Genomic DNA, 24064 nt, shown 5'->3' on the forward strand with positions numbered 1-24064 from the left:
GGTCAGGGCGCAGACGTCGCCGGAGGCCAGGCGCACGGCGGCGGTGGCGCCGCCCTCGGCCGGGCCGATGCGGAACACCGCCGTGTCGCCCAGGGAGATCGACAGCACGGGCGCCGTCAGGTCGCGCTCGTCCCGGTCCTGATGCAGCCCCATCTTCGCCTCGCCCTGATAGAGGTTGACCAGGCAGGCGTCGGGCGGCGTGGGCCAGCCGGTCAGGGCGTCCCACAGGCCCAGAAGCCGGGGCGGAATGGCGGGCCAGGGCGCGCCGGTCGCCGGATGGGTCGGCTGATAGCGATAGCCTTCGCGGTCCGACACCCAGCCCAGGGCGCCGAAATTGCTCATCCGCACCGAGAAGGGCCGCCCGCCCGGCGTGACGGGGCGATAGAGGGGCGCCGCCTCAAGCCCTCGCCGCACCTCGGCCAGCAGTTCGGCCTGTTCAGCGGCGTCCAGCAGGCCGGGCCACAGGCGAAAGCCGGGCAGGGCCGTCGGCGCTTCCCTCAGCTCTTTTCTGGACGATTGCAGGCGGTTTTGCGGGATCATCGACCGAATTTAGCGGCGCCGCGCCGCCTTGTCCGCCATAAGGCGCGGAATCTGGCCGGAACCGGGCGGAAGGCCTTGCAGCCCCTGCGGTCTTTCCCATATCCGAGCCAATCCGGCGATAACCCCCTTTTCGTTAGGGGTTTGTCCGCCGACCCCATCCACCGCTGAACCGGGCGTCGTCCGGCGAGGCACAATCTCAAAAGCCCAACTGGGGGCGGTCACGCGCGGCGCTTGATGTTACGAGGCCGCCGCATCGCCCGCCGCAAGGAGTGAAAAAGACAAGCCCATGGCCAAGATCATCGGCATCGACCTCGGCACGACCAACTCGTGCGTCGCCGTCATGGACGGCAAGAACCCCAAGGTCATCGAAAACGCCGAAGGCGCCCGCACCACCCCGTCGGTGGTCGCGATCCAGGACGGCGGCGAAATCCTCGTCGGCCAGCCGGCGCGCCGTCAGGCGGTGACCAACCCCGCCAACACCTTCTTCGCCATCAAGCGCCTGATCGGCCGCAACTATGACGACCCGGTGGTGGCCAAGGACAAGGGCATGGTGCCCTTCGAGATCGTCAAGGGCCCGAACGGCGACGCCTGGGTCCAGGCGCACGGCAAGGACTATTCGCCCCAGCAGGTCTCGGCCTTCACCCTGGGCAAGATGAAGGAGGCCGCAGAGGCCTATCTGGGCGAGAAGGTCACCCAGGCGGTCATCACCGTTCCGGCCTACTTCAACGACGCCCAGCGTCAGGCGACCAAGGACGCCGGCAAGATCGCCGGTCTGGAAGTCCTGCGCATCATCAACGAACCGACCGCGGCCGCCCTGGCCTACGGCCTGGAGAAGAACGACGGTCAGAAGATCGCCGTCTACGACCTGGGCGGCGGCACCTTCGACGTCTCGATCCTGGAGATCGGCGACGGCGTGTTCGAGGTGAAGTCGACCAACGGCGACACCTTCCTGGGCGGCGAGGACTTCGACCTGCGTCTGGTCGACTACCTGGCTGACGAGTTCAAGAAGGAGCAGGGCGTCGACCTGCGCCAGGACAAGCTGGCCCTGCAGCGCCTGAAGGAAGAGGCCGAAAAGGCCAAGAAGGAGCTGTCCTCGACGACCCAGTACGAGGTCAACCTGCCGTTCATCACCATGAACGCTTCGGGCCCGCTGCACCTGAACATCAAGCTGTCGCGCGCCAAGCTGGAAGCCCTGGTCGACGACCTGGTTCAGCGCACCATCGAGCCCTGCGCCAAGGCGCTGAAGGACGCGGGCCTGAAGGCCTCGGACATCGATGAAGTGGTGCTGGTCGGCGGCATGACCCGCATGCCGATGGTTCAGGAAGCCGTGAAGAAATTCTTCGGCAAGGAGCCGCACAAGGGCGTGAACCCCGACGAGGTCGTGGCCCTGGGCGCCGCCGTTCAGGCGGGCGTGCTGCAAGGCGACGTCAAGGACGTGCTGCTGCTGGACGTGACTCCGCTGACCCTGGGCATCGAGACCCTGGGCGGCGTGTTCACGCCCCTGATCGAGCGCAACACGACGATCCCGACCAAGAAGGCCCAGGTCTTCTCGACCGCTGACGACAATCAGTCGGCCGTGACGATCCGCGTCTTCCAGGGCGAGCGCCCGATGGCCGCCGACAACAAGGTGCTGGGTCAGTTCGACCTGATGGGCATTCCGCCCGCGCCGCGCGGCATGCCGCAGATCGAGGTCGCCTTCGACATCGACGCCAACGGCATCGTCCACGTGACGGCCAAGGATAAGGCGACGAACAAGGAGCAGTCGATCCGCATCCAGGCCAACGGCGGCCTGTCGGACGCCGACATCGAGAACATGGTCAAGGAAGCCGAGGCCAACGCCGCGGCCGACAAGGCCCGCAAGGAGCTGGTCGAGGCCCAGAACGGCGCCGACAGCCTGGTCCACTCGACCGAGAAGGCTCTGGCCGAGCACGGCGACAAGATCGACGACGCGACCAAGGCGACCATCCAGTCGGCTCTGGACGATCTGAAGTCGGCCAAGGACGGCACGGACCCCGAGGCCATTCGCGAGAAGACCAACACCCTGGCTCAGGCCTCGATGAAGCTGGGCGAGGCCATGTACGCCGCCCAGCAGGGCGGGGCCGACGGCGCCGCTGAAGGCCAGCCCGCCGACGACGGCGTGGTCGACGCCGAGTTCGAGGAAGTCTCGGACACGGACGAGAAGAAGGACGCCTAAACCGGCGCCCCGCTGATGTTCGGCCCCGCTTGCCAGACGGCAGGCGGGGCCGTTTCATGAAACTTGCATCATTCGACCGGGCGCCCATGTCATCAGGCAGGCCGTCGGTCATCCGCGAACGGAGCGCCTCCAGATCAAGAGAGGCGGAACAGAACCCTGGCGCGGCGGGAAAGTAAGAGGACGAACGCCTGATGGCGCAACGTGACTATTACGAGATTCTGGGGGTCGAGCGGACGGTCGATGCGGCCGTGCTCAAGAGCGCCTATCGCAAGCTGGCGATGGAGCACCACCCCGACCGCAACGGCGGCTCCGAAGAGTCCGTGGCCCGCTTCAAGGAAATCTCTGAGGCCTACACCGTCCTGTCGGACGAGCAGAAGCGCGCGGCCTATGACCGTTTCGGCCACGCGGGCGTGGGCGGCGGCGCGGGCGGGGGCAATCCCTTCGGCCAGGGCGGCGGCCAGGGCTTCCACGACATCAACGACATCTTCTCCCAGGTATTCGGCGACGCCTTCGGGGACGCCTTCGGCGGCCGGGGCGGTGGGCGCCAGCAACAGAGCGGCCCGCGCCGCGGCTCGGACCTGCGCTACGACCTCGAGATCACCCTAGAGCAGGCCTATAAGGGCGCTGAGGTCGAGATCGCCATCCCGACCCTGATGACCTGCGAGGTCTGCGACGGCTCGGGCGCCAAGGCGGGCACCAAGCCGACCATCTGCAACACCTGCGGCGGCGCCGGGCGCGTGCGCCAGGCCAACGGCTTCTTCCAGGTCGAGCGCACCTGCCCCCGCTGCGGCGGCTCGGGCGAGATGATCGCCGATCCCTGCACCAACTGCCGGGGCCACGGCCAGGTCCGCAAGACCCGCAAGCTCAGCCTCAAGGTGCCGGCGGGCGTCGACGACGGCTCGCGCATCCGCCTGTCGGGCGAGGGCGAGGCGGGCCAGCGCGGCGGGCCGCGCGGCGACCTCTATGTCTTCCTGTCGGTGCTGCCGCATGAACTGTTCGAGCGCGACAACCTGGACCTGCTGGTCACGGTGCCGGTGCCGATGACGGTGGCGGCCCTGGGCGGCATCGTCGACGCCCCCTGTCTTGTTTCCGACGCCTGCGACGGCAAGTGCAAGGCGGCGGTCGAGGTGCCTGCGGGCGCCCAGACCGGCAAGACCGTCCGCATCAAGGGCAAGGGCATGCCGCACCTGAACGGGCGCGGCCGCGGCGATCTGGTGGTCGAGCTGTTCGTGGAGACGCCGACCGATCTGACCGCGCGTCAGAAGGAGCTACTGTCCGAACTGGCCGCCTCACTGGGCGAGACCCAGACGCCCCGCAACACCAGTTTCGCGGGCAAGGCCAAGCGTTTCTGGGCCGACATCCTGGGCGGCGACGCCGATAATCCGAAAGAGACCGCGTGAGCGACATCTTCCACGCCGGCATCTCCGGCGCCCGGGGCCGCATGGGCCGCGCCGTTTCGCAAGTCCTAGACGCCCGCGAGGACGTGGTGGTGGCCGCCCGTTTCGATCGCGGCGAGACGGTCGACCTGAAGCTGTGCGACGTCATCATCGACTTCTCGACGCCCGAGGCTTCGGTCGCCCTGGCCAAGGCCTGCGCTGCGGCGGGCGGACCGGCGCTGGTCGTCGGCTCGACCGGCCTGACGCCCGAGCAGGAGGCTGAGATCGAGGCCGCCGCCGACAAGATCGCCATCGTCATGAGCGGCAACTTCTCCCTGGGCGTGAACATCCTAATCGGCCTGGTCGAGCACGCCGCCCTGCGGCTGGATGCGCGCGACTGGGACATCGAGGTGCTGGAGACCCATCACAGGCGCAAGGTCGACGCTCCCTCGGGCACGGCCCTGATGCTGGGCGAGGCGGCGGCCAACGGCCGGGGCCGCGACCTGAAGGAACTGCGCAGCGCCCCCTACGACGGCATCACCGGCCCGCGCGAAACGGGCAAGATCGGCTTCGCCTCCCTGCGGGCGGGCGGGGTGATCGGCGACCACACGGTCATGTTCGCTTCGGAAGACGAGATGCTGACCCTGTCGCATTCGGCCATGGACCGCAGCCTGTTCGCCAAGGGCGCCGTGGCCGCCGCCGCCTGGGTGCGCAACCGTTGTCCCGGTCTCTACGACATGCAGGACGTGTTGGGCTTCCGTCAGGCTTGATGTTGGGGGCGCTGGCGCGCCCCTGTGCTATCGCTCGCCGCGCGGCGGCTCGCTGCTTGAGCGCAACGTCCTTCCGGTCAGGCGGGTTCGGCCAGAAGGGCGCCCATGGCCGCGCGCCAGGCGCCCAGATCGTTGGAGCGGCTGTCGATCAAGCGGCGGAGCGCCTCGCACCGGCCACGCGCCGGGGCCGTCATGCCCCAAGCCGGAAAGGCGCGGCGCTCGATCTGGCCACGAGCGACGACCTCGATTTCTTCATGCCGCTCATCGAAATGCAGATGGAGCATCAGAATATCCAGAGCTGTCGGCGTTCCTTCGAGAACCTGCACGAACACGCCGTCCTGTAGGGTCAGCGCACCGGTGATGCTGTTCTGAGCGTTCAGGAAGGCGGCGATATGGACGATGTCCGTCATCGCCGACGCCTCCTCCTCTGGGGCCAGTCGCGAGCGGCTGCAATAGACGAGCTGGTCCAGCGTGTTCATGGCGACCACGCTAGACCATTATCTACGGGTGTGAAAGCAAAGTCGCGGTCAACGTCCGGTTGAGCCGAAGCCGCCGGCTCCGCGTGCGGTCTCGTCCACCGCCTCGACCTCGATCATTTGCGCCTGTTCGTATCGGGCGATGACCATCTGGGCGATGCGGTCGCCGCGCTTGATCTCGAACGGCAGCTCGCCGAGGTTGATCAGGATGACCCCGACCTCGCCGCGATAGTCGCTGTCGATGGTGCCGGGCGAATTGGGCGCCGAGATTCCGTGCTTCAGCGCCAGGCCCGAGCGCGGGCGCACCTGGGCCTCATAGCCGGGCTCCAGCGCGATCTTCAGGCCGGTGGGGATCAGCTTGCGCTGACCCGGCTCCAGCACCACGGTCTCGCCCTCGCCGAGGGCGGCGCGCAGATCCATGCCGGCCGAACCGGGGGTCTCATAGGCGGGCAGGGCCAGGCCCTCGGCGTGGGGCAGGCGTTCGACGCGGATGACGGTCATGTCGGGGAGGGTCTCTCTCAGGCCTTGAAGTGATCGGCGATGCGCAGGGCCAGCTTGCGCGCCACCTCGGTCTTGGACTGGCGCGGCCAGGGCTCGGCGTCGCTCTGGGTGAACAGGGTCACGGCGTTGCCGTCCGAGCCGAAGACCTCGTCGGACACGTCGTTGCCGACGATCCAATCGCACCCCTTGCGCGACAGCTTGGCGCGGGCGTTGGCCTCCAGGTCGCTGGTCTCGGCGGCGAAGCCGACCACCAGTTTCGGACGGCGCGGACCGGGGGCGGAGACGCCCGCCAGGATGTCGGGGTTCTCGATCAGGGCCAGGGACGGCGGACCGCCGGGCTTCTTCTTGATCTTGCCCGAGGCGACGCCGTCCACGCGCCAGTCGGCCACGGCGGCGCTCATCACGGCGATGTCGGCGGGAAGAGCCGCTTCGACGGCGGCCTTCATCTCTGTCGCGGCCTCGACCCAGACGCGGTTGACGCCGACGGGCGCATCCAGCGCCACGGGACCGGAGATCAGCGTCACCTGCGCCCCCAGCTCGGCCAGGGCGGCGGCGACGGCGTAGCCCTGCTTGCCGCTGGAGCGGTTGGTCAGGCCGCGCACAGGATCGATGGGTTCAAAGGTCGGTCCGGCGGTGACGACGGCGGTCTTGCCGGCCAGCGGGCGGCCGTCCGGTCCGGCCAGCAGGCGGGCGATCGCGTCGAAGATGACCGGCGGCTCGGCCATGCGGCCCGGTCCGAACTCGCCGCAGGCCATGACGCCGTCGTCCGGCCCGACCACGGCCATGCCGTGAAAGCCGTCGAAGCCTTTCAGCCGCGCGACATTGGCCTGAACCGCCGGGTGCAGCCACATGCGCACGTTCATGGCCGGGGCCAGCAGCACCTTCTTGTCCGTGGCCAGAAGCGTGGTCGAGGCCAGGTCGTCGGCCATGCCGTTGGCCGCCTTGGCGATCAGCCCGGCCGTGGCGGGCGCCACCACCACCAGATCGGCCCAGCGCGACAGCTCGATATGGCCCATGGCCGTCTCGTCTTCCGGCATGAACAGAGCTTGCCGCACCGGATGGCCGGTCAGGGCCGCCAGCGACATGGGGGTGACGAACTCGGCCCCGGCCTTGGTCAGGACGGTCATGACCTCGGCGTCGGCCTTCTTGAGCAGGCGGATCAGCTCCAGCGCCTTATAGGCGGCGATGCCGCCGCCGACGATCAGCAGAACCTTGCGGCCGGAAAGCGAGGGTGCGGTCATGCGGAAATCTGTAGCCGCGTCGCGTGACGGCGTCGAGACAAAGCGGTCTGGATGGTGCGGGTGTAAATGGAACATTGCCGGAACAAAAATCTTGTGCCTAACTGTGTTCGACGGAATGTCGGGAGGGGTTTCCATGCGGATGCGGGTGACGGCGGCGCTGGCCGCGACGGTGGTGGTGCTGGCCGGGTGCGACAACGGCGGTTCGGCGGTGGAGACGCGCGAGAGAAGCGCGGCCGAGCCGGTCGGCCTGACCTCGGCGGCTGCGCCGGATGCGGCGGTCGAGACGGCTGCGGTCGAAGCGGCCAAGCCGCCCGTCACCGCCAACCGGCGCGAGACCGCCGACGCCAAGGTGCAGAGGCTCTATGCGCGCAACGGCGCGGATTTCGGCGCCACGTCGGCCGATGACTATCTTCAGAAGGTGCGGGCCTTCACCGAGGACGCGCCGAGGGGAACCGAGACGGTCAAGCGGCCGAATGGCGACACCCTGTTCTATCAGGCCTCGACCAACACCTTCGCCGTCGTGGACCGCAACGGCGTCCCGCGCACCATGTTCAAGCCCGACGACGGCCCCGCCTATTGGGCGCAGCAGAAGGAGCGGGCGCCGACCTTCGGCCAGCGCCGCAACGCGTCAGGCTCCGCCGAGTAGGGGGCGTCGGACTAGGCCGGATCGAACGTCAGGGGCGCGCCCCAGAACTGGGCGACCAGATCCGACTGCGGGCCGGGCGTGCCCGTGGTCAAGAAGTCGCGGCGCGCCGACGAGCCCAGATCGTATTCCGGGTGGCGGTCGAAATAGCGCTCCAGAGAGTCGGCCACGGCGGCGGGCTGGCTGATGACCTGGACGCCGGGCGGCAGGGCCTGGGCGAACAGGTCGGCCACGATCTCATAGTGGGTGCAGCCCAGGATGGCCTTGTCCGGATGGCGGCCGATGCGGCGGCGCAGGGCGTCGACGTGGTCGTCGACCACCACCTTCAGCTCCTCGGGCGGGGCGCCCAGCTCGATCAGACCGGCCAGGCCGGGGCAGGCCTCGGTGAAGACGGCCAGGTCGTCGCGCCGCTTGTCGATCTCGATCTCATAGACGCGGCTCATGGCCGTGGCGGCGGTGCAGAAGACGCCGGTGATGTCGATCGCCTGCTTCTTCTCGCCCTCCATGCGGCTTTCGCGCTCGGCCTCGAACGACCAGGGCAGGCCGGTGGCCGCCTCGATGGTCGGGACGATGATGCCCAGGACGTTGACCGGGCGGCCCAGCTTTTCGCGCATTCCCGGAATCCAGGTCTGTTGCAGACGACGCAGCGCGATGGCCGAGGCCGTGTTGCAGGCCAGGACAACCACGGAGGCGCCCGCCTCGAACAGGCGTTCGCATCCCGCGCGGGTCAGTTCGACGATGTCCTCGCCGCTGCGTCCGCCATAGGGGGCGTGGGCCTGGTCGCCCAGATAGATGAAGTCCCGCGTCGGAAAGCGGGTCGTGAGTTCGCGGTGGACCGTCAGGCCACCCACGCCGGAGTCGAAAACGCCTATCGCCATGCAGCGGCCTTTAGCCTCGCGGGGTTTCGCCGTCCAATAGTTAGGACTAAACCGGATTTATGCGACGCCAAAAGCCCTTGCGCCGAAGGACGTCCGAAACAGCAATGGTTGGGAGACCTGGATGCACAGACGCCATCTTCTCATCGGGGGCGCGAGCCTCTTCGCCCTGTCGGGCTGCGCCTCGGCCGGGGCCGTGGAGAACGCCGTGAGCGGCGCCGTCGCCGCCCTGACGACCGCCGATGAGGCCCGCATCGCCCGCGCCGTCCTGCCGGCGACCGCGCCGCGCGCCGAGCTGCTGCAGCCCTGGACCGGCCCCTATGAAGGCGTGCCGCCGTGGGACAAGGTGACGGCGCCCAAGATGCGCGAAGCCATCCTGGAAGGCATTGAACTGCAACGCGCCGACATCGCCGCGATCGCGAACAACGCCGAAGCCCCGACCTTCGCCAACACCATGGCGGCGATGGAGATGGCGGGCGAGCCGCTGGACCGCGCCCTGAACGTGTTCAGCGTCATGACGTCGAACATCGGCGGCGAGCAGTGGGACGTTCTGGAGACCGAGCTGTCGCCGATCCTGTCGGCCGCCTCGGACGAGATCACCTTCAACGAGAAGCTGTTCGCCCGCATTAAGGCCGTGGCCGACGGCGCCGACGCCGCGGGCCTGAACGCCCAGCAGAAGCGTCTGGCCGAGCGCAGCCGCGACGCCTTCGTGCGCAACGGCGCCGCCCTGGACGCCGCCGGCAAGGCCGAGCTGGGCCGCATCAACACCGACCTGTCGAACGCCTTCACCGGCTTCGGTCAGAAGGTGGTGGCCGACGAGAACACCTGGACCGTCATCGCCGATGAGGCCGGTCTGAAGGGCCTGCCGGAATCGAACAAGGCCGCCGCCGCGGCTGCTGCGCGCACGCGCAACGTCCAGGGCTGGGCCATCGTCAACACCCGCTCCAGCGTCGATCCCTTCCTGACCTTCGCCGACGACCGCGCCCTGCGCCAGCAGGTGTGGACCAAGTTCGCCAAGCGCGGCGACAACGGCGACGCCAACGACACCAAGTCGACCATCGCCCGCATCGTCGCCCTGCGTCAGCAGCGCGCTCGCCTGCTGGGCTTCGGCAACCACGCCGAATGGCGCATGCAGGACACCATGGCCAAGACCCCGGCCGCGGCGATGGACCTCATGCAGCGCGTCTGGGCCCCGGCCAAGGCCCGCGTCGCCGAGGAAGTCGCCGACATGAAGGCGATCGCCGGTCACGACATCGAGCCGTGGGACTACCTCTACTACGCCGAGAAGGTGCGTAAGGCGAAGTACGACCTCGATCAGAACGAGCTGAAACCCTACTTCGAGCTGCACGCCGTGCGCGCGGCCTCCTTCTACATGGCCGAGCGCCTGTACGGCTTCGTCTTCAAGCAACTGCCCAAGGGGACCGTCTCGACCTTCGAGCCGGACGTGACCACCTATGAGGTCACGGACAAGGCTACCGGCAAGCTGATCGGCCTGTTCTACGCCGACGACTTCGCCCGTCCGGGCAAGCGTTCGGGCGCCTGGATGACGACCTACCGCTCGTTCTCGAAGCTGACCGGCTCCAAGCCGATCCTGGCCTCGAACAACAACAACTTCGTCAAGGCGCCGGACGGTCAGCCGCTGCTGATCTCGCTGGACGACGCCGAGACCCTGTTCCACGAGTTCGGCCACGCCCTGCACTACTTCTCGTCGGTGGTGACCTATCCGTCGTTCGGCAACACGCCGCGCGACTTCGTGGAATATCCGTCGCAGGTGCACGAGCACTGGGTGCTGAGCCGCCCGATCCTCGACGGCTACATGAAGCACGTCGAGACCAAGCAGCCGATGCCGCAGGCGCTGGTGGACAAGATCGAGGCCTCCTCGACCTTCAACCAGGGCTACGCCACGGTCAGCTACCTGTCCTCGGCCCTGGTCGACATGGACCTGCACACCCAGGCGACGCCGCCGACCGACATCGACGCCTTCGAAAAAGCCTCGCTGGGCCGTCTGGGCATGCCCAAGGAGATCGTGATGCGGCACCGCCTGCCGCAGTTCAATCACCTGTTCACCTCGGACGCCTATTCGGCCGGCTACTACTCCTACCTGTGGTCGGAAGTGATGGACGCCGACACCTGGGCCTACTTCGAGGAGTCGGGCGACGTCTTCAATCCGGACATCGGCGGCCGCTTCAAGTCGATCATCCTGGCGCCGGGCAACACCACGGATCGCGGCGACGCCTATCGCCAGTTCCGCGGCCGCAACCCGGACGTGGCGGCCCTGCTGAAGGTGCGCGGCTTCCCGGTTTCTTAAGTGGGCCTACCGCCCTTCGGGCTACTTGAGGCCCGTTGGGCGCCTAGGGCCGCGTCGGGTCGAGAAGGCGAAAGCCTTCTGACCGCGGCCCAACCAAAGAGGGGGCCTGGCGGAGAAATCCGCCGGGCCTTTTCTATTTCGGCCGGGGTGGCGTAAGCCTTGGCTGTGTCACGGGCTGCGTCGGGTCGAGAAGGCGGAGCCTTCTGATCGCGGCACAGCAAAGAAGGAGCGCCCATGAGCGTCGTCGCCTCCTACGTCTACAAGGACGGCAAGCGGGTGCGCGAAGCGCCGCTGACGGCTCAGGGGCTGAGCCTGGCCAGGGGGGAGTACCTCTGGATCGGCCTGCACGAGCCGTCGGATGAAGAGTTCGACGTCCTGGTGCGCCGTTTCCACCTGCACCCCCTGGCGGTCGAGGACGCCTTGTCGGCGCATCAGATCCCCAAGCTAGAGGTCTACGGCTCCGAACTCTTCATCGTCGCCCGCACGGCCCAGGCCAAGGGCGACCGCATCCTGTATGGCGAGACCCACGTCTTCCTCGGCCCCAACTACGTCATCACCATCCGCCATGGATCGGCGCGGGCGCACACCCAATTGCGCGCCCAACTGGAGGCCTCGCCGCACCAGTTGAGCCACGGGCCGGACTTCATCCTGCACGGGGTGCTGGACTTCATCGTCGACGGCTACATCCCCATCATCGACGCCATCGAGGACAAGGTGCTGGAGATGGAGCAGGTCGCGCTGGACAGCTTCCTGTCGCGCGACGACATCACCCGCCTGTTCCAGTTGCGTCGCGAACTGGTGAAGTTCAGCAGGGTGCTGGGGCCGATGGAGGAGCTCTGCGTCAAGTTGCAGTCGCTGGACCTGCCCTGCATCGACCGCGAGGTGCGGCCCTACTTCCGCGACGTGGCCGACCATGTGCGCCGTGTCGCCAGCCGCGCGGCGGGCCTGCGCGACATCCTGGCCTCGGTGTTCGAGGTGTCCAACCTGCTGGAGCAGCAACGCCAGGGCGTCATCACCCGCAAACTGGCCGCCTGGGCCGCCATCCTGGCGACGCCGACGGCGGTGGCGGGCATCTACGGCATGAATTTCGAGCATATGCCCGAGCTGCGCTGGACCTATGGCTATCCGGCGGTGCTGGCCTTGATCGTCGCCATCTGCATCGGCCTTTACGTCACCTTCAAGCGGACCCGGTGGCTGTGATCAGCCGCTGTTCCGGAGGCCCGCCGCCACGCCGTTGATGGCGAGCAGGATGCCGTTGCTGACGCGCGGGTCGTCGTCGCCTGCGCGGCGACGCCGGATCAGCTCGATCTGCACATGGTTCAGCGGCTCGACATAGGGCATCCGCTGGCGGATCAGCCGGTCCAGTTCGGGCTGGCCGCCCAATAGAGTCTGTTGGCCGGTGATCGACAGGACGGCCGCGACGGTGCGGTCCCATTCGGCGCGGATGGCGTCATAGATGTGCTCGGCCAGGGCGGCGTCGGGGACCAGGCCGGCGTAGCGGCGCGCGATGGCCATGTCGGCCTTGGCCATCACCATCTCCATGTTCTGGACCACGGTGCGGAAGAAGGGCCAGGCCTCGGCCATGGCGCGCAGTTCGGCCGGGTCTTCGCCCTGAACCGCCGAGCCGAAGCCGAACCAGCCGGGCAGCATGACCCGCGACTGCGACCAGCTGAACACCCAGGGAATGGCGCGCAGGTCCTCGATGGCGGGCGAGGCGGTGCGGCTGGCCGGGCGCGAGCCGATCTTCAGGTCGGCGATCTCGGCGATGGGGGTGGCGGCGCGGAAATAGTCGACGAAGCCGGGCGTCTCATAGACCAGGGCGCGATAGGCCTTCATCGAGGCGGCCGACAGGCGCGCGGCCGTGGCTCCGTGCTCGGCGCTGTAGCCCGCGTCGGACTGCGGCCCCAACGAGGCCAGCAGGGTTCCGCAGGTCAGGGCGTCGAGGTTGCGTTGGGCCACTTCCGGCTCGCCGTATTTGTTGGCGATGACCTCGCCCTGTTCGGTGACGCGGATGCGGCCCGCGACGGTGCCGGCGGGCTGGCCCAGCACCGCTGAGAAGGCGGAGCCGCCACCGCGCCCGACAGCGCCGCCCCGGCCGTGGAACAGCTGCAGCCGCACCCCCGCCGCGCGCGTGACCTCCAGCAGGGCGCGCGAGGCCTCGTGCAGCTCCCACCCCGAGGTCAGGTAGGAGCCGTCCTTGTTCGAGTCCGAATAGCCGATCATCACCTCCTGCACCCCGCGCGCCTCGGCCACGGCGCGGGCGGAAGGCTCGGCCAGGACGCGCTCCAGCGTGGCGCGGGCGGCGCGCAGGTCGTCGATGGTCTCGAACAGGGGGGCGGCCTGAATGGGGCAGGCGCCGGGATCGGCCGGGTCGTAGAGGCCGACCTCCTTGAGCAGCAGATAGACCTCCAGCATGTCCGAGGCGGCGTCGGTCTTGGACACGATGTGGGTGCGGATCGCCTGCGGGCCGAAGGTCGAAAGGGCCTCGGCGGCGGCCTGAAGGATGGCGCGCTCCTTCAGCGTCTCGGCCGCGTAGTCGGCATAGGGGGAGAAGAGGGGACGGGGACTGGCCAGTTCGCGCGCCAGCACGGCCAGCCGTTCGGCCTCGTCCAGGGCGGCGTAGTCGGGGCAGACGCCCGCGACCTTCAGCAGGTCGGCGACCACGCGCTGATGCACGTCCGAATTCTGGCGCAGGTCCAGCGTCGCCATGTGGAAGCCGAACACGTCCGCCGCCGTGATCAGCCGCGCCAGCCGGTCGTCGGCGAAGACGGCGCCGTGGGTCCGCACCAGGCTGTCATGCAGGATGTTCAGGTCGGCGCGGAAGGCGTCGGGTCCGTCATAGGCCGGGGCGTCAAAGCGGGCCGGGCGCGGCGTCGGCTCGCCGGTCAGGGCGGGGTGGGCGGCCGACAGCCGGGCGTAGATCTGGCTGAGCGCCCGGCGATAGGGCTCGTCCGCGCGCTGGATGGAGGCGTCGCCCGACCCTTGCGCCAGGGCGGCCAGTTCGGGCGTGACGCGGGTCAGGTCGATGGACAGGCTGAGTTCGGCGCCCAGGGCGTGCACCTCGTCCAGATAGAAGCCCAGCGCCGCGCGGGCCTGGCTGCGGAAGGCGGCGCGCAGGGTGTCGGCGTCGACATTGGGGTTGCCGTCGCGATCGCCGCCGACCCAGGAGCCGATGCGCACGAAGGGCGTCAGGTCGGGCGCGTCGAGCAGGCGGCGCCACTCGGCCAGCTGGGCCGGGGCGACATGAAGAAAGATGCGCTGCAGCCAGTCGACCACGGTGTCGATCTCGTCCTGCACCACCAGGGCCGAGGCGCGGGTCAGCCGCGTGGCCCACAGGATGACGATCTGGCGGCGCAGGGCCGCCTTCAGGGTTTCGGCGTCGCAGGCGATCCCGTCGCGGTCGCAGCCGTCCAGCAGTTCGCCGACCGCCGTGGTGCGGTCGATGACGCTCTTGCGCCGCACTTCGGACGGGTGGGCGGTCAGCACCGGCGAGATCAGGGCCTGGGCCAGCAGGTCGCGCACGGCGTTCCTGTCGGCGCCCGCCTCGGCCAGACGCTTGAGCACGCCTTCGGGGGTGTCGGCCCGTTCGCCCGCCTCGGCCTGGGCCTGGGCGCGGCGCTTGCCTGCGCGATCCTCGGCGACGTTGGCCAGCAGGGAGAAGGCGGCGAAGCCGTGCGTCAGGCCGATGGCCTGATCCAGCGACAGCTCGCCCAGCAGCCGCTCCAGCTCCGAAGCGTCGTCCGAGGCCGGGTCGCGGTGATAGGCCACCGAGGCCCGCCGCACCGCCTCGATACGGTCGTAGAGATCCTGCCCGCCCTCGTCGCGGATCACCTCGCCTAGCAAGGCCCCCAGAAGCCGGACTTCGTCGCGGAGGCGGTCGTGGGGAAACTCGGGGGCTTGGGTCATGTGGGTCGTCTCTCAGCGGGGAGGCCGGACAGGAACCGTATCAGCGGGATCCGAACGCGCCAGCCCATGCTGCAACGCAGAAACCCTTTGTGTGGTCGCCTTTCGTCGCGAGAAACGGAGTCGACATCGCCTTGCTTTTCCGCCATAAGCCGCGACTTCCGGCGCAATTGAACCTGCGCCTCCACCGGGACGACCCCATCCTTTCATGGATGGATGAGCCCGGAGAGGGCCTCTGTCGACGTGATCGTTCGCAGAGGTCGCCCGCCTATGGGCGTTTCTCATGGAGGCTGACGGCCCAGGCGCATGAAAGGGTTTGAATGTTCGAGGCTCTGAACGAGCGGCTGACAGGCGTCTTCGACCGGATCACCGGCCGCGGCGCCCTGTCCGAAAAGGATGTCGAGGAGGCCCTGCGCGAGGTCCGCGTCGCCCTGCTCGAGGCCGACGTCGCCCTGCCGGTGGTCAAGGACTTCATCGCCCGCGCCAAGACGGCCGCGACCGGCGAAGAAGTCATCCGCGCGGTCAAGCCCGCCGATCAGGTGGTCAAGATCGTCTATGACGGCCTGGTCGAGATGCTGGGCGGCGAAGAGCCGGTTCCGCTGAACACCAATGCGACCCCGCCCGCTGTCGTGCTGATGGCCGGTCTGCAGGGCTCGGGCAAGACGACGACCTCGGCCAAGCTGGCCCTGCGCCTGTCGAAGTTCGACAAGAAGAAGGTCATGATGGCCTCGCTGGACACGCGTCGTCCGGCGGCCATGGAGCAGCTGGCTACGCTCGGTCAGCAGATCGAGGTCGCGACCCTGCCCATCGTGGCGGGCGAGAGCGCGGTCCAGATCACCCGCCGCGCGCTGCAGTCGGCCAAGCTTCAGGGCTTCGACGTCCTGATCCTCGACACCGCCGGCCGCATCACCCTTGACGAAGGGCTGATGAACGAGGTGGCCGAGGTCGCCGAAATCGCCAAGCCGGTCGAGACCCTGCTGGTGGCCGACAGCCTGACGGGCCAGGACGCGGTGCGCACCGCCGCTGCTTTCCACGAGCGTCTGCCCCTGACGGGCCTAGTGCTGACCCGCGCCGACGGCGACGGGCGCGGCGGCGCCATGCTGTCGATGCGCGCCGTCACCGGCCTGCCGATCAAATATCTGGGCGCGGGCGAAAAGGTCGATGCGCTGGACGTCTTCGACGCCCGCCGCGTCGCCGGCCGCATCCTGGGTCAGGGCGACATCGTCGCCCTGGTCGAGAAGGCCGCGGGCGAGCTGGATCAGGCCAAGGCCGAGAAGATGGCCCGCAAGCTGGCCAAGGGCCAGTTCGATCTGGACGATCTGGCGGGCCAGCTGAACCAGATGAAGAAGATGGGCGGTCTTCAGGGCATCATGGGCCTGCTGCCCGGCGTGGCCAAGCTGAAGAACCAGATGGCCGAGAACAACGTCTCGGACAAGATGATCGACCGCCAGCTGGCCGTCATCAGCTCCATGACCAAGGCCGAGCGCAAGAAGCCCGACCTGCTGAACGCCAGCCGCAAGAAGCGCGTGGCCAAGGGCGCCGGCGTCGAGGTTCAGGACATCAACCGCCTGCTGAAGCAGCACCGGCAGATGGCTGACATGGTCAAGTCGCTGTCCAAAGGCGGCGGCAAGAACCTGCAGAAGATGGCCTCCATGATGGGCGGCCTGCCCGGCATGGGCGGCGGCGGTCCGGACATGAACCGCCTGAAGGCCCTGGGCGGCGGCAAGATGCCGGAACCCTCGGCCGATGAAATGAAAGCCATTCAGGACCGCCTGGCGGGTCTGGGCGGCGGACAACTTCCGGGGGGCCTTCCGGGTCTGCCGGGCTTCCCCAAAAAGAACTAACGCCTTTCTAGAAAGAGACTGAAAATGCTGAAGATTCGTCTGGCCCGCGGCGGCGCCAAGAAGCGCCCCTACTACCACATCGTCATCGCCGACTCGCACAGCCCGCGCGACGGCAAGTTCATCGAGCGCGTCGGCAGCTATAACCCGATGCTGCCGAAGGACAGCGCCACCCCGCGCATCGTCCTGAAGGCTGACCGCATCTCGGAATGGCTGGCCAAGGGCGCTCAGCCGACCGACCGCGTGGCCCGCTTCATCAGCCAGAGCCAGGACGAAGTTCTGGTCGGCAAGGTCAAGTGGACCCAGAGCAACAACCCGAAGAAGGGCGAGCCGGGCAAGAAGGCCCAGGAACGCGCCGCCGAGCGCGCCCAGCGCGAAGCCGACCGCCTGGAAGCCGAAGCCGCCGCCAAGGCCGAGGCCGCTGAAGCCGCCGCCGCCGCCGCCGCCGCTCCGGCCGTGGAAGAAGCGCCGGCTGAAGAAGCCCCCGCTGCTGAAGTCGCCGCCGAGGCGACCGAAGAGCAGGCCTGAGCCTTATCTCTTCATCCGGCCCCGGCCGGTTGAAACGGGAAAGCAGCGTCCTTCCGGGGCGCTGCTTTTCTGCTATCTGGACCCATCGCATCGGCAAACGGAGCCCGGCCATGAGCAGCGAAGACAGACTGATCCTGGTCGGCCAGATCGGCGGCGCCTTCGGGGTGAAGGGCGAGGTGCGGATCAGCGCCTATACCGCCGACGCCATGGCCCTGGTCGGCTATTCGCCGTTGCTGGGCGCGGACGGCAAGCCGGTGCTGACGCTGATCTCGGCGCGTCCGGACAAGGCGGGCGTGGTGGCGCGCGTCAAGGAGATCGCGACGAAGGAAGAGGCCGACGCCCGGCGCGGCCAGAAGCTGTTCGTCACCCGCGACGCCTTGCCTGAGCCTGAAGAAGACGAGTTCTACCTGACCGACCTGATCGGCCTGGAAGGGCGCGATCCGGCCGACGTGGTGCTGGGCAAGGTGAAGTCGGTTCAGAATTTCGGCGCCGACGACATGCTGGAGATCGCCCCAGCCGAGGGCGGCCCGACCTGGTATCTGCCCTTCACGCGCGAGGCGGCGCCTGAACTGCACATCAAGGAAGGCTGGCTGCGTATCGTTCGCCCGACCGAAGTCAGCGATCGCGACGAAGACTGACGCTGACACGGTTGCGGATTGCGCGCAGGCTTCCAACATGGAGGGGGTCACACCAGCCGGAGCGCTTCATGGCCGATCTGTCCGCCTTTCCCGTCACCCGCCAGTTTCCGCCGCAGCATCCTGACCGGCTCCAGCTCTATTCCCTGACGACGCCGAACGGGGTGAAGGTCTCCATCCTGCTGGAGGAGCTGGGCCTGCCCTATGAGGCGCACCTGGTCGACATCAGCAAGGACGAGACCTGGACGCCTGAGTTCCTGTCGCTGAACCCCAACGGCAAGATCCCCGCCATCATCGACCCCGACGGTCCGGGGGATAAACCGCTGGCCCTGTTCGAGTCCGGCGCCATCCTGGTCTATCTGGCGGAGAAGGCGGGGCGCTTCCTGCCGACCGATCCGGCGGCGCGCTATGAGACGCTGCAGTGGGTCTTCTTCCAGATGGCGGCCATCGGTCCGATGTTCGGCCAGGTCGGCTTCTTCCACAAATACGCGGGCCGCGAATTCGAGGACAAGCGGCCGCGCGATCGCTACGTCGCGGAATCGCGGCGTCTGCTGGGCGTTCTGGAAGGGCGTCTGGAAGGCCGAACCTGGATCATGGGCGACGACTACACCATCGCCGATATCGCCATCCTGGGCTGGGTGCGGAACCTGGTCGAACACTATGGGGCGGGCGAACTGGTCGGCTATGCGGATTTTCCGCGCGTGGCCGCCTGGCTGGGGCGCGGGCTGGCCCGACCGGCCGTGCAGCGGGGCCTGAGCATCCCGGCGCAGCCTTAAAGGCGAGGTTGCGGGGGCAGGCGGTGCGCCGCGCCCCCGCGCCGTCTCAGACTTCTTCGGTCGGGGCGTCGCCGACGTATTTCTTGATCGACTCGATGGCGCGCTTGGCGCCCGACTTGTCGGAATAGCCTTCGGTCGAGAAGATGATTTCCGAGTTGTATTTGAACCGGACGCGGAACTCGCCGGCCTTGTCCTGATAGACTTCGAACTTGTGCGCCATGATCGCCTCGCTCTGACGGCCGCCAGTCGGCCGAGGCGAGGAAGCTGCCACGGCCCCGCTCAAGGCGTAAAGGGCGTGAAATGTAAAAGGCCGTGAGGCGATCAGCCGCGCGCTGGAATCCAGCGCCGCGCCGCTAGGGCCAGGAAGCCGACCGCCAGGCCCCAGAAGGCCGAACCGACCCCGAACAGGGCCACGCCCGACGCGGTGGCGGCGAAGGTCAGCACCGCCGCCTCGCGATCCTTGGCCGCGGCCATCATGGCGCCCAGCGATCCGGTCAGGGGCGCGATCAGGGCCAGGCCGGTGATGACTGCCAGGGCGCCGGTCGGCATGGCGATGAACAGGCCCGCCAGCGGCGCCGCGAACAGGGCGACGACTAGGTAGAACAGGCCGTAGATCACGCCCACGGTCCAGCGTTTGGAGGCGTCGGGGTGGGCGTCCGGCTCGGTGCAGATGGCGGCGGTGATGGCGGCCAGATTGACGCCGTGCGCCCCGAACGGCGCCAGAAGCGTGCTGGTCAGCCCGCCCCAGAAGATCAGCTTGCCGGCGGGCGGGGCGTAGCCGGCGGCTCTCAACACCACCAGTCCGGGCAGGTTCTGCGAGGCCAGCGTCACCAGATAGAGCGGCAGGGCCAGGCTGACCGCCGCCTTCCAGTCGAAGGCGGGCATGACGGGCGACAGGGCGCCGAACAGGCCGGTCCCCTCGGGCAGGGCGACCTGGCCGCGTAGCGCCAGCACGGCGAAGGCGGCGACCAGAACGACGGGCAGGGTCCAGGCGGGCGCCAGCCTGCGCATGACCAGAAAGACCAGCAGCAGACCCGCCGCCAGCGTCATGTCGGTCGGGAAGACGAGAAACAGCTTGAGACAGAAGGGCAGCAGCACCCCCGCCAGCATGGCCGAGGCGACGGCGGCGGGAATGCGTTCGGCCAGCCGCCCCAGCGCCGGGACCAGCCCCGTCAGCACCATCAGCAGCCCGGCGATGACGAAGGCGCCCACGGCCGTAGACCAGCCGAGACCGAGCGTCGAGGCCGCCAACAGGGCCGCGCCCGGCGTCGACCAGGCCAGCACCACGGGCATCCTCAGCCGCCAGCTCAACACCGCGCCGGGCAGGCCGATGCCCAGGCACAGGGCGGTGACCATGGAGATGATCTGGGCGGGCGCCGCGCCCATGGCCTGTCCGGCCTGCACCACTAGGGCGACCGTGCCGCCGAAGCCGACGACGGTCGCCACGGCGGCGGCGGAGAAACTGGCGGGCGGCGGCAGGCGCAGGGCACTCATGCGTTCAAGCTAGGCCGAGGGGCGGACGCCTGAAAGTAGAAATGCGGCTTTCCGCTCATCCGGCGGACGCCGGGATGAGCGGATAGTGGGGGGAGATGCAAAAAGGGCCGCCGGTGTCCCGGCGGCCCTCTGTCTGTCCGAAACCCGGTCGGGTTCAGCCTTCCATGTCGTCGGGCAGGCCGACGGCGTGGAAGCCGGCGTCGACGTGGACGACTTCGCCCGTGGTCGAGCGGCCCAGGTCCGAGCATAGCCACAGGGCGGCGCCGGCGACGCCTTCCATCGAGGTCTCTTCCTTGATCAGCGAGAACTGCGCCGACTTGGAGTGCAGGCCGCGCCCGCCCGAGATGCCGGCCAGCGACAGGGTGCGCATGGCGCCCGCCGAGATGGCGTTGACGCGGATGTTCTTCGGCCCCAGGTCGCGCGCGATGTAGCGGGTCGCGGCTTCCAGGGCGGCCTTGGCCACGCCCATGGTGTTGTAGTTGGGGATGACCCGCTCGGACCCGAGGTAGGTCAGGGTGATCATCGAGCCGCCGTTCGGCATCAGCCGGGCCGAACGCTTGGCCACGTCGACGAAGCTGAAGGCCGAGATGTTCATGGCCAGCAGGAAGCTGTCGCGGGTGGTGTTGTCGACGAAGGAGCCCTTCAGTTCGTCCTTGTTGGCGAAGGCCACCGAGTGGACGACGAAGTCGATCGTGCCGAATTCCTTCTCCAGCTCGGCGAAGGCGGCGTCCATGGAGGCGTCGTCGGTGACGTCGGCCTGGATCAGCAGCTTGGCGCCGACGCTTTCGGCCAGCGGGCGCACGCGGCGCTCAAGACCCTCGCCCAGGTAGGTGAAGGCCAGCTCGGCGCCCTGGGCGGCCAGCTGCGAGGCGATGCCCCAGGCGATGGAGCTGGAGTTCGCGACCCCCATGATCAGGCCCTTCTTGCCCTTCATGAGGTCTCCGGTGGGCATGTCCCAGCCTTCGCTCGTCGCCATGGGTTCGTCTCCGTATCTAGAACTTGTTCCGCCTTTTGGACGGGCGCGCGGCGGGTGACAAGCGTTCAGGCCCTGATCCGACCCGTGATCCGCCGCTGGCGTTTCGCGGCGAGCGGCCTAAGTTGAAGCTATGAGCTTCGACGTCGACAGTCCGAATGCGCAACCGGAGGCGGGGCCGGTCTTCTTCGACCGCCGCGAACTGGACCAGATGCTGCGGGTCTATGGGCGGATGGTGGCGGCGGGCGAATGGCGCGACTACGCCATGGCCGGCCAGAAGGACCACGCTGAGTTCGCCGTTTTTCGCCGCCACGGCGACGCGCCGCTCTATCGGATCGAGAAACGTCCGGCCCTGCGCCTGAAACAGGGGCAGTGGGCCGTGATCGGCGAGGGCGGCCATGTGCTGAAGCGCGGCCGCGACCTGGCCCAGGTTCTGCGCGTCTTCGACAGCCGCAAGTTCACGGTGGTGGAGTAGGCGGCGACAAAAGAAAAAGGCCCCGACGTCGCCGTCGGGGCCTCATTCTTTCTTGGCCTATCGCCCTTCGGGCTGCTTGAGGCCTGCGCTCAAGTCGGCCGTGATCGCGTCACGGCCATAGCGCACTTGGAAAGCCCCTATTCGCGGCTGCCCATGAAGGCCAGCAGGAACTGGAACAGGTTGATGAAGTTGATGAACAGGCTCAGGGCGCCGAAGCCCGTCGCCACGCCCATCGCATTCTTGTCGCCGCCCAGGGCGTAGTAGGTCATCTTCAGGCGCTGGGTGTCATAGGCGATCAGGCCCGAGAAGATCAGCACGCCGGCGCCCGAGATGATCAGGTACATCACGCCCGACTGCATGAAGATGTTCACGATCGAGGCGATGACCAGGCCGATCACGCCCATGATCAGGAAGGTGCCCATGCCGGTCAGATCCTTCTTGGTCGTATAGCCGACCAGGCTCAGACCCGCGAAGGCGGCGGCGGTGACGAAGAAGGTCGAGGCCAGCGAGCCGTTGGTGTAGCGCAGGAACAGCACGCCCAGGCCCGCGCCGATGGTGGCGACCACAGCCCAGTAGAGCATGTTCACGCCCTTGGCCGACGGGTTCTTCATGAAGAACATCGAGCCGAACAGCATGACCAGCGGCGAGAACTGGACGATCATGCCCAGCATCGTCAGGCCGATGCGGCCGTCGTCCATGCGGGCGAACAGCAGCTGCTGCACCGCCGGGACGTTGCCGGTGACGTAGGCCAGGGCGCCCGCGACGACCAGACCGATCGCCAGCTTGTTGTAGACGCCCAGCATGAAGGCGCGCAGACCGGCGTCGACGGACATGTCCGCCGACTGCGGAAGCGGGCGCGCATAGCCGTTGTTGAAATCGCTCATCGCGAAAGAAGTCTCCCATTCGGCCGGGAATGTCCCGACCTTTGGCTGAAATATCGGGATGCAGACGCATCCTTGCAAGAAAAACCGGACTTCCGGCCGCCGGTTCCGCCCGCTACCAAGGGTCGCATGTTGCGTCTGTTCACCGCCATTCCGATCCCCGAGGACGTCGCCGAGACCCTGGCGCGGCGTCAATCCGGCCTGCCCGGCGCGCGCTGGCGGCCGCTGGACGCCCTGCACGTCACCCTGGCCTTCTATGGCGAGGCGTCCGAGCGGACGGCCGACGACCTGGCCTCGGAACTGACCCGCGCCGAGGGCGGCGGGGCCTTCGAGATCACCCTGAACGGCGTCGGCGCCTTCGGCGACGCGCACCGCAGCCATACCCTGTGGGCCGGGCTGGAACGGTCCGAGCGGCTGAACGTCCTGGCCGGGCGCTGTCGGTCGGCGGGCGAGCGGGCGGGCGTTCCGCCTGAGAAGCGCGAATACCGGCCGCACGTCACCCTGGCCTATCTGAAGCCCCAGGCGAACCCCGACCGCATCGGCGCCTGGATCACCGGGCACAATCTGTTGAAGTCGCCGCCGATCCGCGTGGATCGCTTCGGCTTGTACTCCAGCGTCCTGACCGGGGACGGCAGCGTCTACACCCTGGAACGCGAGTATCTGTTGTGATCGATCGCCCGACATCGCCCCTCGGTCCCACGCTGGAGACCGAACGCCTGTTCCTGCGCCCGCCGATGCTGGAGGATTTTCCGCGCTGGGCCGACTTCATGAGCGACCCCGAGACGACGCGCTTCATCGGCGGGGTGCAGTCCCGGCATGAGGTGTGGCGCGCCATCGCTTCGGTCGCGGGCATGTGGGCGCTGCACGGCGAGGGCATGTTCTCGCTGATCGAGAAGACGACCGGCCTGTGGATGGGGCGCATCGGGCCGCTGCATCCCTATGGCTGGCCGGGTCGGGAGGTGGGCTGGAGCCTGCACCGCGACGCCACGGGCAAGGGCTATGCGATCGAGGCCGCCGCGGCGACGATGGACTACGCCTGCGACGTGCTGGACTGGCCGGACGTCATCCACTGCATCGACCCCGACAACCGGGCGTCGGAGAAGGTGGCCGAGCGGCTGGGCTCGACCAATCGCGGGCCGGGCGTCATGCCGCCGCCCTTCCATGAGCACGCGGTCAACCTGTGGGGTCAGTCGCGCGAGCAGTGGCGCGTGAACCGGCAGCGCTTGCGGTAGGAACATAGGCGGAACATAAAGGCGAATGCCCGCCGCCGCGCTTCACCTCGAACTGGTCTTCAGCCGCCCCGAAACGACCCTGTCCGTCACGCGGGGGGCGGCGCGGCTGATGCTGGACATGGGTTATGCGCCCCTGCTGGAGGTCTGCCTGCCCAATGGGCGGCGCGCCGACGTAATGGCCCTGGGGCCCAAGGGCGACATCGTCATCTGCGAGGTGAAGTCGGGGATCGACGACTACCGCGTCGATCGCAAATGGCAGGAGTACGGCCCCTTCTGCAACGCCTTCTACTTCGCCGTCGCGCCGGAGTTCCCCGAAGGCGTGTTGCCGGACGAGCCGGGCCTGATCGTGGCCGACGGCTTCGGCGGGGCGGTGGTGCGCGACGCGCCGGCGACGCCCCTGGC

Annotated in this window: 24 protein-coding genes; 14 read left to right on the forward strand and 10 right to left on the reverse strand. The window is 68.3% G+C overall.

The window, feature by feature from the left end:
• Positions 1-540: alpha-ketoglutarate-dependent dioxygenase AlkB (locus BDIM_RS16260; RefSeq protein WP_050796773.1), on the reverse strand; the 540-nt coding region annotated here is incomplete at its 3' end.
• A 286-nt stretch (positions 541-826) separates the two neighbouring features.
• Between BDIM_RS16260 and dnaK the strand changes: the two genes are divergently transcribed.
• From dnaK to dapB, 3 genes are all read left to right on the forward strand, one after another.
• Positions 827-2734 (forward strand): molecular chaperone DnaK, encoded by a 1908-nt coding sequence (gene dnaK, locus BDIM_RS16265; RefSeq protein ID WP_003166651.1) that lies wholly within the window; start codon positions 827-829, stop codon positions 2732-2734.
• A gap of 191 nt (positions 2735-2925) precedes the next feature.
• Positions 2926-4134, forward strand: coding sequence for a molecular chaperone DnaJ (gene dnaJ / locus BDIM_RS16270; protein ID WP_003166652.1), 1209 nt, complete (start codon positions 2926-2928; stop codon positions 4132-4134).
• Complete coding sequence (gene dapB / locus BDIM_RS16275; protein WP_040346475.1) at positions 4131-4880, forward strand: 4-hydroxy-tetrahydrodipicolinate reductase; 750 nt, start codon at positions 4131-4133, stop codon at positions 4878-4880. Before dnaJ ends, dapB begins: the two co-directional genes overlap by 4 nt.
• Before the next feature lie 77 nt (positions 4881-4957).
• Here dapB and BDIM_RS16280 read toward each other — a convergent pair whose 3' ends face one another.
• Genes BDIM_RS16280 through coaBC form a run of 3 tightly spaced genes read right to left on the reverse strand, consistent with a single transcriptional unit; the run spans position 4958 to position 7098 of the window.
• A complete protein-coding gene (locus tag BDIM_RS16280; protein ID WP_040347273.1) occupies positions 4958-5359 on the reverse strand; it encodes a BLUF domain-containing protein in 402 nt (133 codons plus the stop codon).
• Positions 5360-5407: 48 nt separating this feature from the next.
• Complete coding sequence (gene dut / locus BDIM_RS16285) at positions 5408-5857, reverse strand: dUTP diphosphatase (protein ID WP_003166655.1); 450 nt, start codon at positions 5855-5857, stop codon at positions 5408-5410.
• 17 nt (positions 5858-5874) lie between these two features.
• Positions 5875-7098 (reverse strand): bifunctional phosphopantothenoylcysteine decarboxylase/phosphopantothenate--cysteine ligase CoaBC, encoded by a 1224-nt coding sequence (gene coaBC, locus BDIM_RS16290; RefSeq protein WP_003166656.1) that lies wholly within the window; start codon positions 7096-7098, stop codon positions 5875-5877.
• 133 nt (positions 7099-7231) lie between these two features.
• On the opposite strand from coaBC, the gene BDIM_RS16295 reads away from it, so the two are divergent.
• Positions 7232-7744 (forward strand): hypothetical protein, encoded by a 513-nt coding sequence (locus tag BDIM_RS16295; RefSeq protein ID WP_040346476.1) that lies wholly within the window; start codon positions 7232-7234, stop codon positions 7742-7744.
• Between the two features lie 11 nt (positions 7745-7755).
• Here BDIM_RS16295 and BDIM_RS16300 read toward each other — a convergent pair whose 3' ends face one another.
• Positions 7756-8619 carry a glutamate racemase gene (locus BDIM_RS16300; RefSeq protein WP_003166658.1) on the reverse strand — a complete coding sequence of 288 codons (864 nt, stop codon included), beginning with the start codon at positions 8617-8619 and terminating at the stop codon, positions 7756-7758.
• A gap of 121 nt (positions 8620-8740) precedes the next feature.
• Here BDIM_RS16300 and BDIM_RS16305 point away from each other — a divergent pair, with 121 nt between their 5' ends.
• Together BDIM_RS16305 and BDIM_RS16310 are read left to right on the forward strand one after the other, a co-directional pair.
• A complete protein-coding gene (locus tag BDIM_RS16305; protein ID WP_003166659.1) occupies positions 8741-10924 on the forward strand; it encodes a M3 family metallopeptidase in 2184 nt (727 codons plus the stop codon).
• 234 nt (positions 10925-11158) lie between these two features.
• Positions 11159-12124 carry a magnesium and cobalt transport protein CorA gene (locus BDIM_RS16310; protein WP_003166660.1) on the forward strand — a complete coding sequence of 322 codons (966 nt, stop codon included), beginning with the start codon at positions 11159-11161 and terminating at the stop codon, positions 12122-12124.
• Here BDIM_RS16310 and ppc read toward each other — a convergent pair whose 3' ends face one another.
• The gene (gene ppc, locus BDIM_RS16315) at positions 12125-14830 is read right to left on the reverse strand and encodes a phosphoenolpyruvate carboxylase (RefSeq protein WP_040346478.1); all 2706 of its coding nucleotides are present in this window, start codon (positions 14828-14830) and stop codon (positions 12125-12127) included.
• A 317-nt stretch (positions 14831-15147) separates the two neighbouring features.
• On the opposite strand from ppc, the gene ffh reads away from it, so the two are divergent.
• The 4 genes from ffh (at position 15148) to BDIM_RS16335 (ending at position 18607) form a co-directional block, all read left to right on the forward strand.
• Positions 15148-16671 carry a signal recognition particle protein gene (ffh, locus tag BDIM_RS16320; protein WP_003166662.1) on the forward strand — a complete coding sequence of 508 codons (1524 nt, stop codon included), beginning with the start codon at positions 15148-15150 and terminating at the stop codon, positions 16669-16671.
• 24 nt (positions 16672-16695) lie between these two features.
• A complete protein-coding gene (gene rpsP, locus BDIM_RS16325) occupies positions 16696-17196 on the forward strand; it encodes a 30S ribosomal protein S16 (protein ID WP_003166663.1) in 501 nt (166 codons plus the stop codon).
• Between the two features lie 110 nt (positions 17197-17306).
• Positions 17307-17834 carry a ribosome maturation factor RimM gene (rimM, locus tag BDIM_RS16330; RefSeq protein ID WP_040346479.1) on the forward strand — a complete coding sequence of 176 codons (528 nt, stop codon included), beginning with the start codon at positions 17307-17309 and terminating at the stop codon, positions 17832-17834.
• A gap of 68 nt (positions 17835-17902) precedes the next feature.
• Entirely contained in the window at positions 17903-18607 is a 705-nt protein-coding gene (locus tag BDIM_RS16335) for a glutathione S-transferase N-terminal domain-containing protein (RefSeq protein WP_040346481.1), read from the forward strand.
• A 46-nt stretch (positions 18608-18653) separates the two neighbouring features.
• On the opposite strand, the gene BDIM_RS17315 is transcribed toward BDIM_RS16335, so the two are convergent.
• The 3 genes from BDIM_RS17315 to BDIM_RS16345 form a co-directional block, all read right to left on the reverse strand.
• On the reverse strand, positions 18654-18827 hold the full coding sequence (locus BDIM_RS17315; protein WP_076224443.1) for a YegP family protein: 174 nt from the start codon (positions 18825-18827) through the stop codon (positions 18654-18656).
• 101 nt (positions 18828-18928) lie between these two features.
• Entirely contained in the window at positions 18929-20101 is a 1173-nt protein-coding gene (locus BDIM_RS16340) for a benzoate/H(+) symporter BenE family transporter (protein WP_050796774.1), read from the reverse strand.
• A gap of 154 nt (positions 20102-20255) precedes the next feature.
• On the reverse strand, positions 20256-21053 hold the full coding sequence (locus BDIM_RS16345) for an enoyl-ACP reductase FabI (RefSeq protein ID WP_162200520.1): 798 nt from the start codon (positions 21051-21053) through the stop codon (positions 20256-20258).
• 154 nt (positions 21054-21207) lie between these two features.
• On the opposite strand from BDIM_RS16345, the gene BDIM_RS16350 reads away from it, so the two are divergent.
• Entirely contained in the window at positions 21208-21549 is a 342-nt protein-coding gene (locus BDIM_RS16350; protein WP_003166665.1) for a DUF2794 domain-containing protein, read from the forward strand.
• A gap of 137 nt (positions 21550-21686) precedes the next feature.
• Here the strand turns inward: BDIM_RS16350 and BDIM_RS16355 are convergent, their stop codons facing one another.
• Complete coding sequence (locus BDIM_RS16355; RefSeq protein ID WP_003166666.1) at positions 21687-22433, reverse strand: Bax inhibitor-1/YccA family protein; 747 nt, start codon at positions 22431-22433, stop codon at positions 21687-21689.
• Between the two features lie 126 nt (positions 22434-22559).
• Between BDIM_RS16355 and thpR the strand changes: the two genes are divergently transcribed.
• The 3 genes from thpR to mmcB form a co-directional block, all read left to right on the forward strand.
• Entirely contained in the window at positions 22560-23099 is a 540-nt protein-coding gene (thpR, locus tag BDIM_RS16360; RefSeq protein WP_003166667.1) for an RNA 2',3'-cyclic phosphodiesterase, read from the forward strand.
• The gene (locus BDIM_RS16365; RefSeq protein WP_003166668.1) at positions 23096-23662 is read left to right on the forward strand and encodes a GNAT family N-acetyltransferase; all 567 of its coding nucleotides are present in this window, start codon (positions 23096-23098) and stop codon (positions 23660-23662) included. The genes thpR and BDIM_RS16365 overlap by 4 nt, the downstream gene beginning before the upstream one ends.
• Positions 23663-23687: 25 nt before the next feature.
• A partial coding sequence (mmcB, locus tag BDIM_RS16370; RefSeq protein WP_040347276.1) for a DNA repair putative endonuclease MmcB occupies positions 23688-24064 on the forward strand: 377 nt, incomplete at its 3' end.

This window comes from Brevundimonas diminuta ATCC 11568 (assembly GCF_000204035.1).
In the GTDB taxonomy this organism is placed as follows: domain Bacteria; phylum Pseudomonadota; class Alphaproteobacteria; order Caulobacterales; family Caulobacteraceae; genus Brevundimonas; species Brevundimonas diminuta.

What these genes read in the sequence shown, in the direction of transcription:
- dnaK (WP_003166651.1), top strand. Translation starts at nt 827, where the DNA reads ATGGCCAAGATCATCGGCATCGACCTCGGCACGACCAACTCGTGCGTC.
- dnaJ (WP_003166652.1), top strand. Translation starts at nt 2,926, where the DNA reads ATGGCGCAACGTGACTATTACGAGATTCTGGGGGTCGAGCGGACGGTC.
- BDIM_RS16280 (WP_040347273.1), bottom strand. Translation starts at nt 5,359, where the DNA reads ATGAACACGCTGGACCAGCTCGTCTATTGCAGCCGCTCGCGACTGGCC.
- dut (WP_003166655.1), bottom strand. Translation starts at nt 5,857, where the DNA reads ATGACCGTCATCCGCGTCGAACGCCTGCCCCACGCCGAGGGCCTGGCC.
- coaBC (WP_003166656.1), bottom strand. Translation starts at nt 7,098, where the DNA reads ATGACCGCACCCTCGCTTTCCGGCCGCAAGGTTCTGCTGATCGTCGGC.
- BDIM_RS16295 (WP_040346476.1), top strand. Translation starts at nt 7,232, where the DNA reads ATGCGGATGCGGGTGACGGCGGCGCTGGCCGCGACGGTGGTGGTGCTG.
- BDIM_RS16300 (WP_003166658.1), bottom strand. Translation starts at nt 8,619, where the DNA reads ATGGCGATAGGCGTTTTCGACTCCGGCGTGGGTGGCCTGACGGTCCAC.
- BDIM_RS16305 (WP_003166659.1), top strand. Translation starts at nt 8,741, where the DNA reads ATGCACAGACGCCATCTTCTCATCGGGGGCGCGAGCCTCTTCGCCCTG.
- BDIM_RS16310 (WP_003166660.1), top strand. Translation starts at nt 11,159, where the DNA reads ATGAGCGTCGTCGCCTCCTACGTCTACAAGGACGGCAAGCGGGTGCGC.
- ppc (WP_040346478.1), bottom strand. Translation starts at nt 14,830, where the DNA reads ATGACCCAAGCCCCCGAGTTTCCCCACGACCGCCTCCGCGACGAAGTC.
- ffh (WP_003166662.1), top strand. Translation starts at nt 15,148, where the DNA reads ATGTTCGAGGCTCTGAACGAGCGGCTGACAGGCGTCTTCGACCGGATC.
- rpsP (WP_003166663.1), top strand. Translation starts at nt 16,696, where the DNA reads ATGCTGAAGATTCGTCTGGCCCGCGGCGGCGCCAAGAAGCGCCCCTAC.
- rimM (WP_040346479.1), top strand. Translation starts at nt 17,307, where the DNA reads ATGAGCAGCGAAGACAGACTGATCCTGGTCGGCCAGATCGGCGGCGCC.
- BDIM_RS16335 (WP_040346481.1), top strand. Translation starts at nt 17,903, where the DNA reads ATGGCCGATCTGTCCGCCTTTCCCGTCACCCGCCAGTTTCCGCCGCAG.
- BDIM_RS17315 (WP_076224443.1), bottom strand. Translation starts at nt 18,827, where the DNA reads ATGGCGCACAAGTTCGAAGTCTATCAGGACAAGGCCGGCGAGTTCCGC.
- BDIM_RS16340 (WP_050796774.1), bottom strand. Translation starts at nt 20,101, where the DNA reads ATGAGTGCCCTGCGCCTGCCGCCGCCCGCCAGTTTCTCCGCCGCCGCC.
- BDIM_RS16345 (WP_162200520.1), bottom strand. Translation starts at nt 21,053, where the DNA reads ATGCCCACCGGAGACCTCATGAAGGGCAAGAAGGGCCTGATCATGGGG.
- BDIM_RS16350 (WP_003166665.1), top strand. Translation starts at nt 21,208, where the DNA reads ATGAGCTTCGACGTCGACAGTCCGAATGCGCAACCGGAGGCGGGGCCG.
- BDIM_RS16355 (WP_003166666.1), bottom strand. Translation starts at nt 22,433, where the DNA reads ATGAGCGATTTCAACAACGGCTATGCGCGCCCGCTTCCGCAGTCGGCG.
- thpR (WP_003166667.1), top strand. Translation starts at nt 22,560, where the DNA reads ATGTTGCGTCTGTTCACCGCCATTCCGATCCCCGAGGACGTCGCCGAG.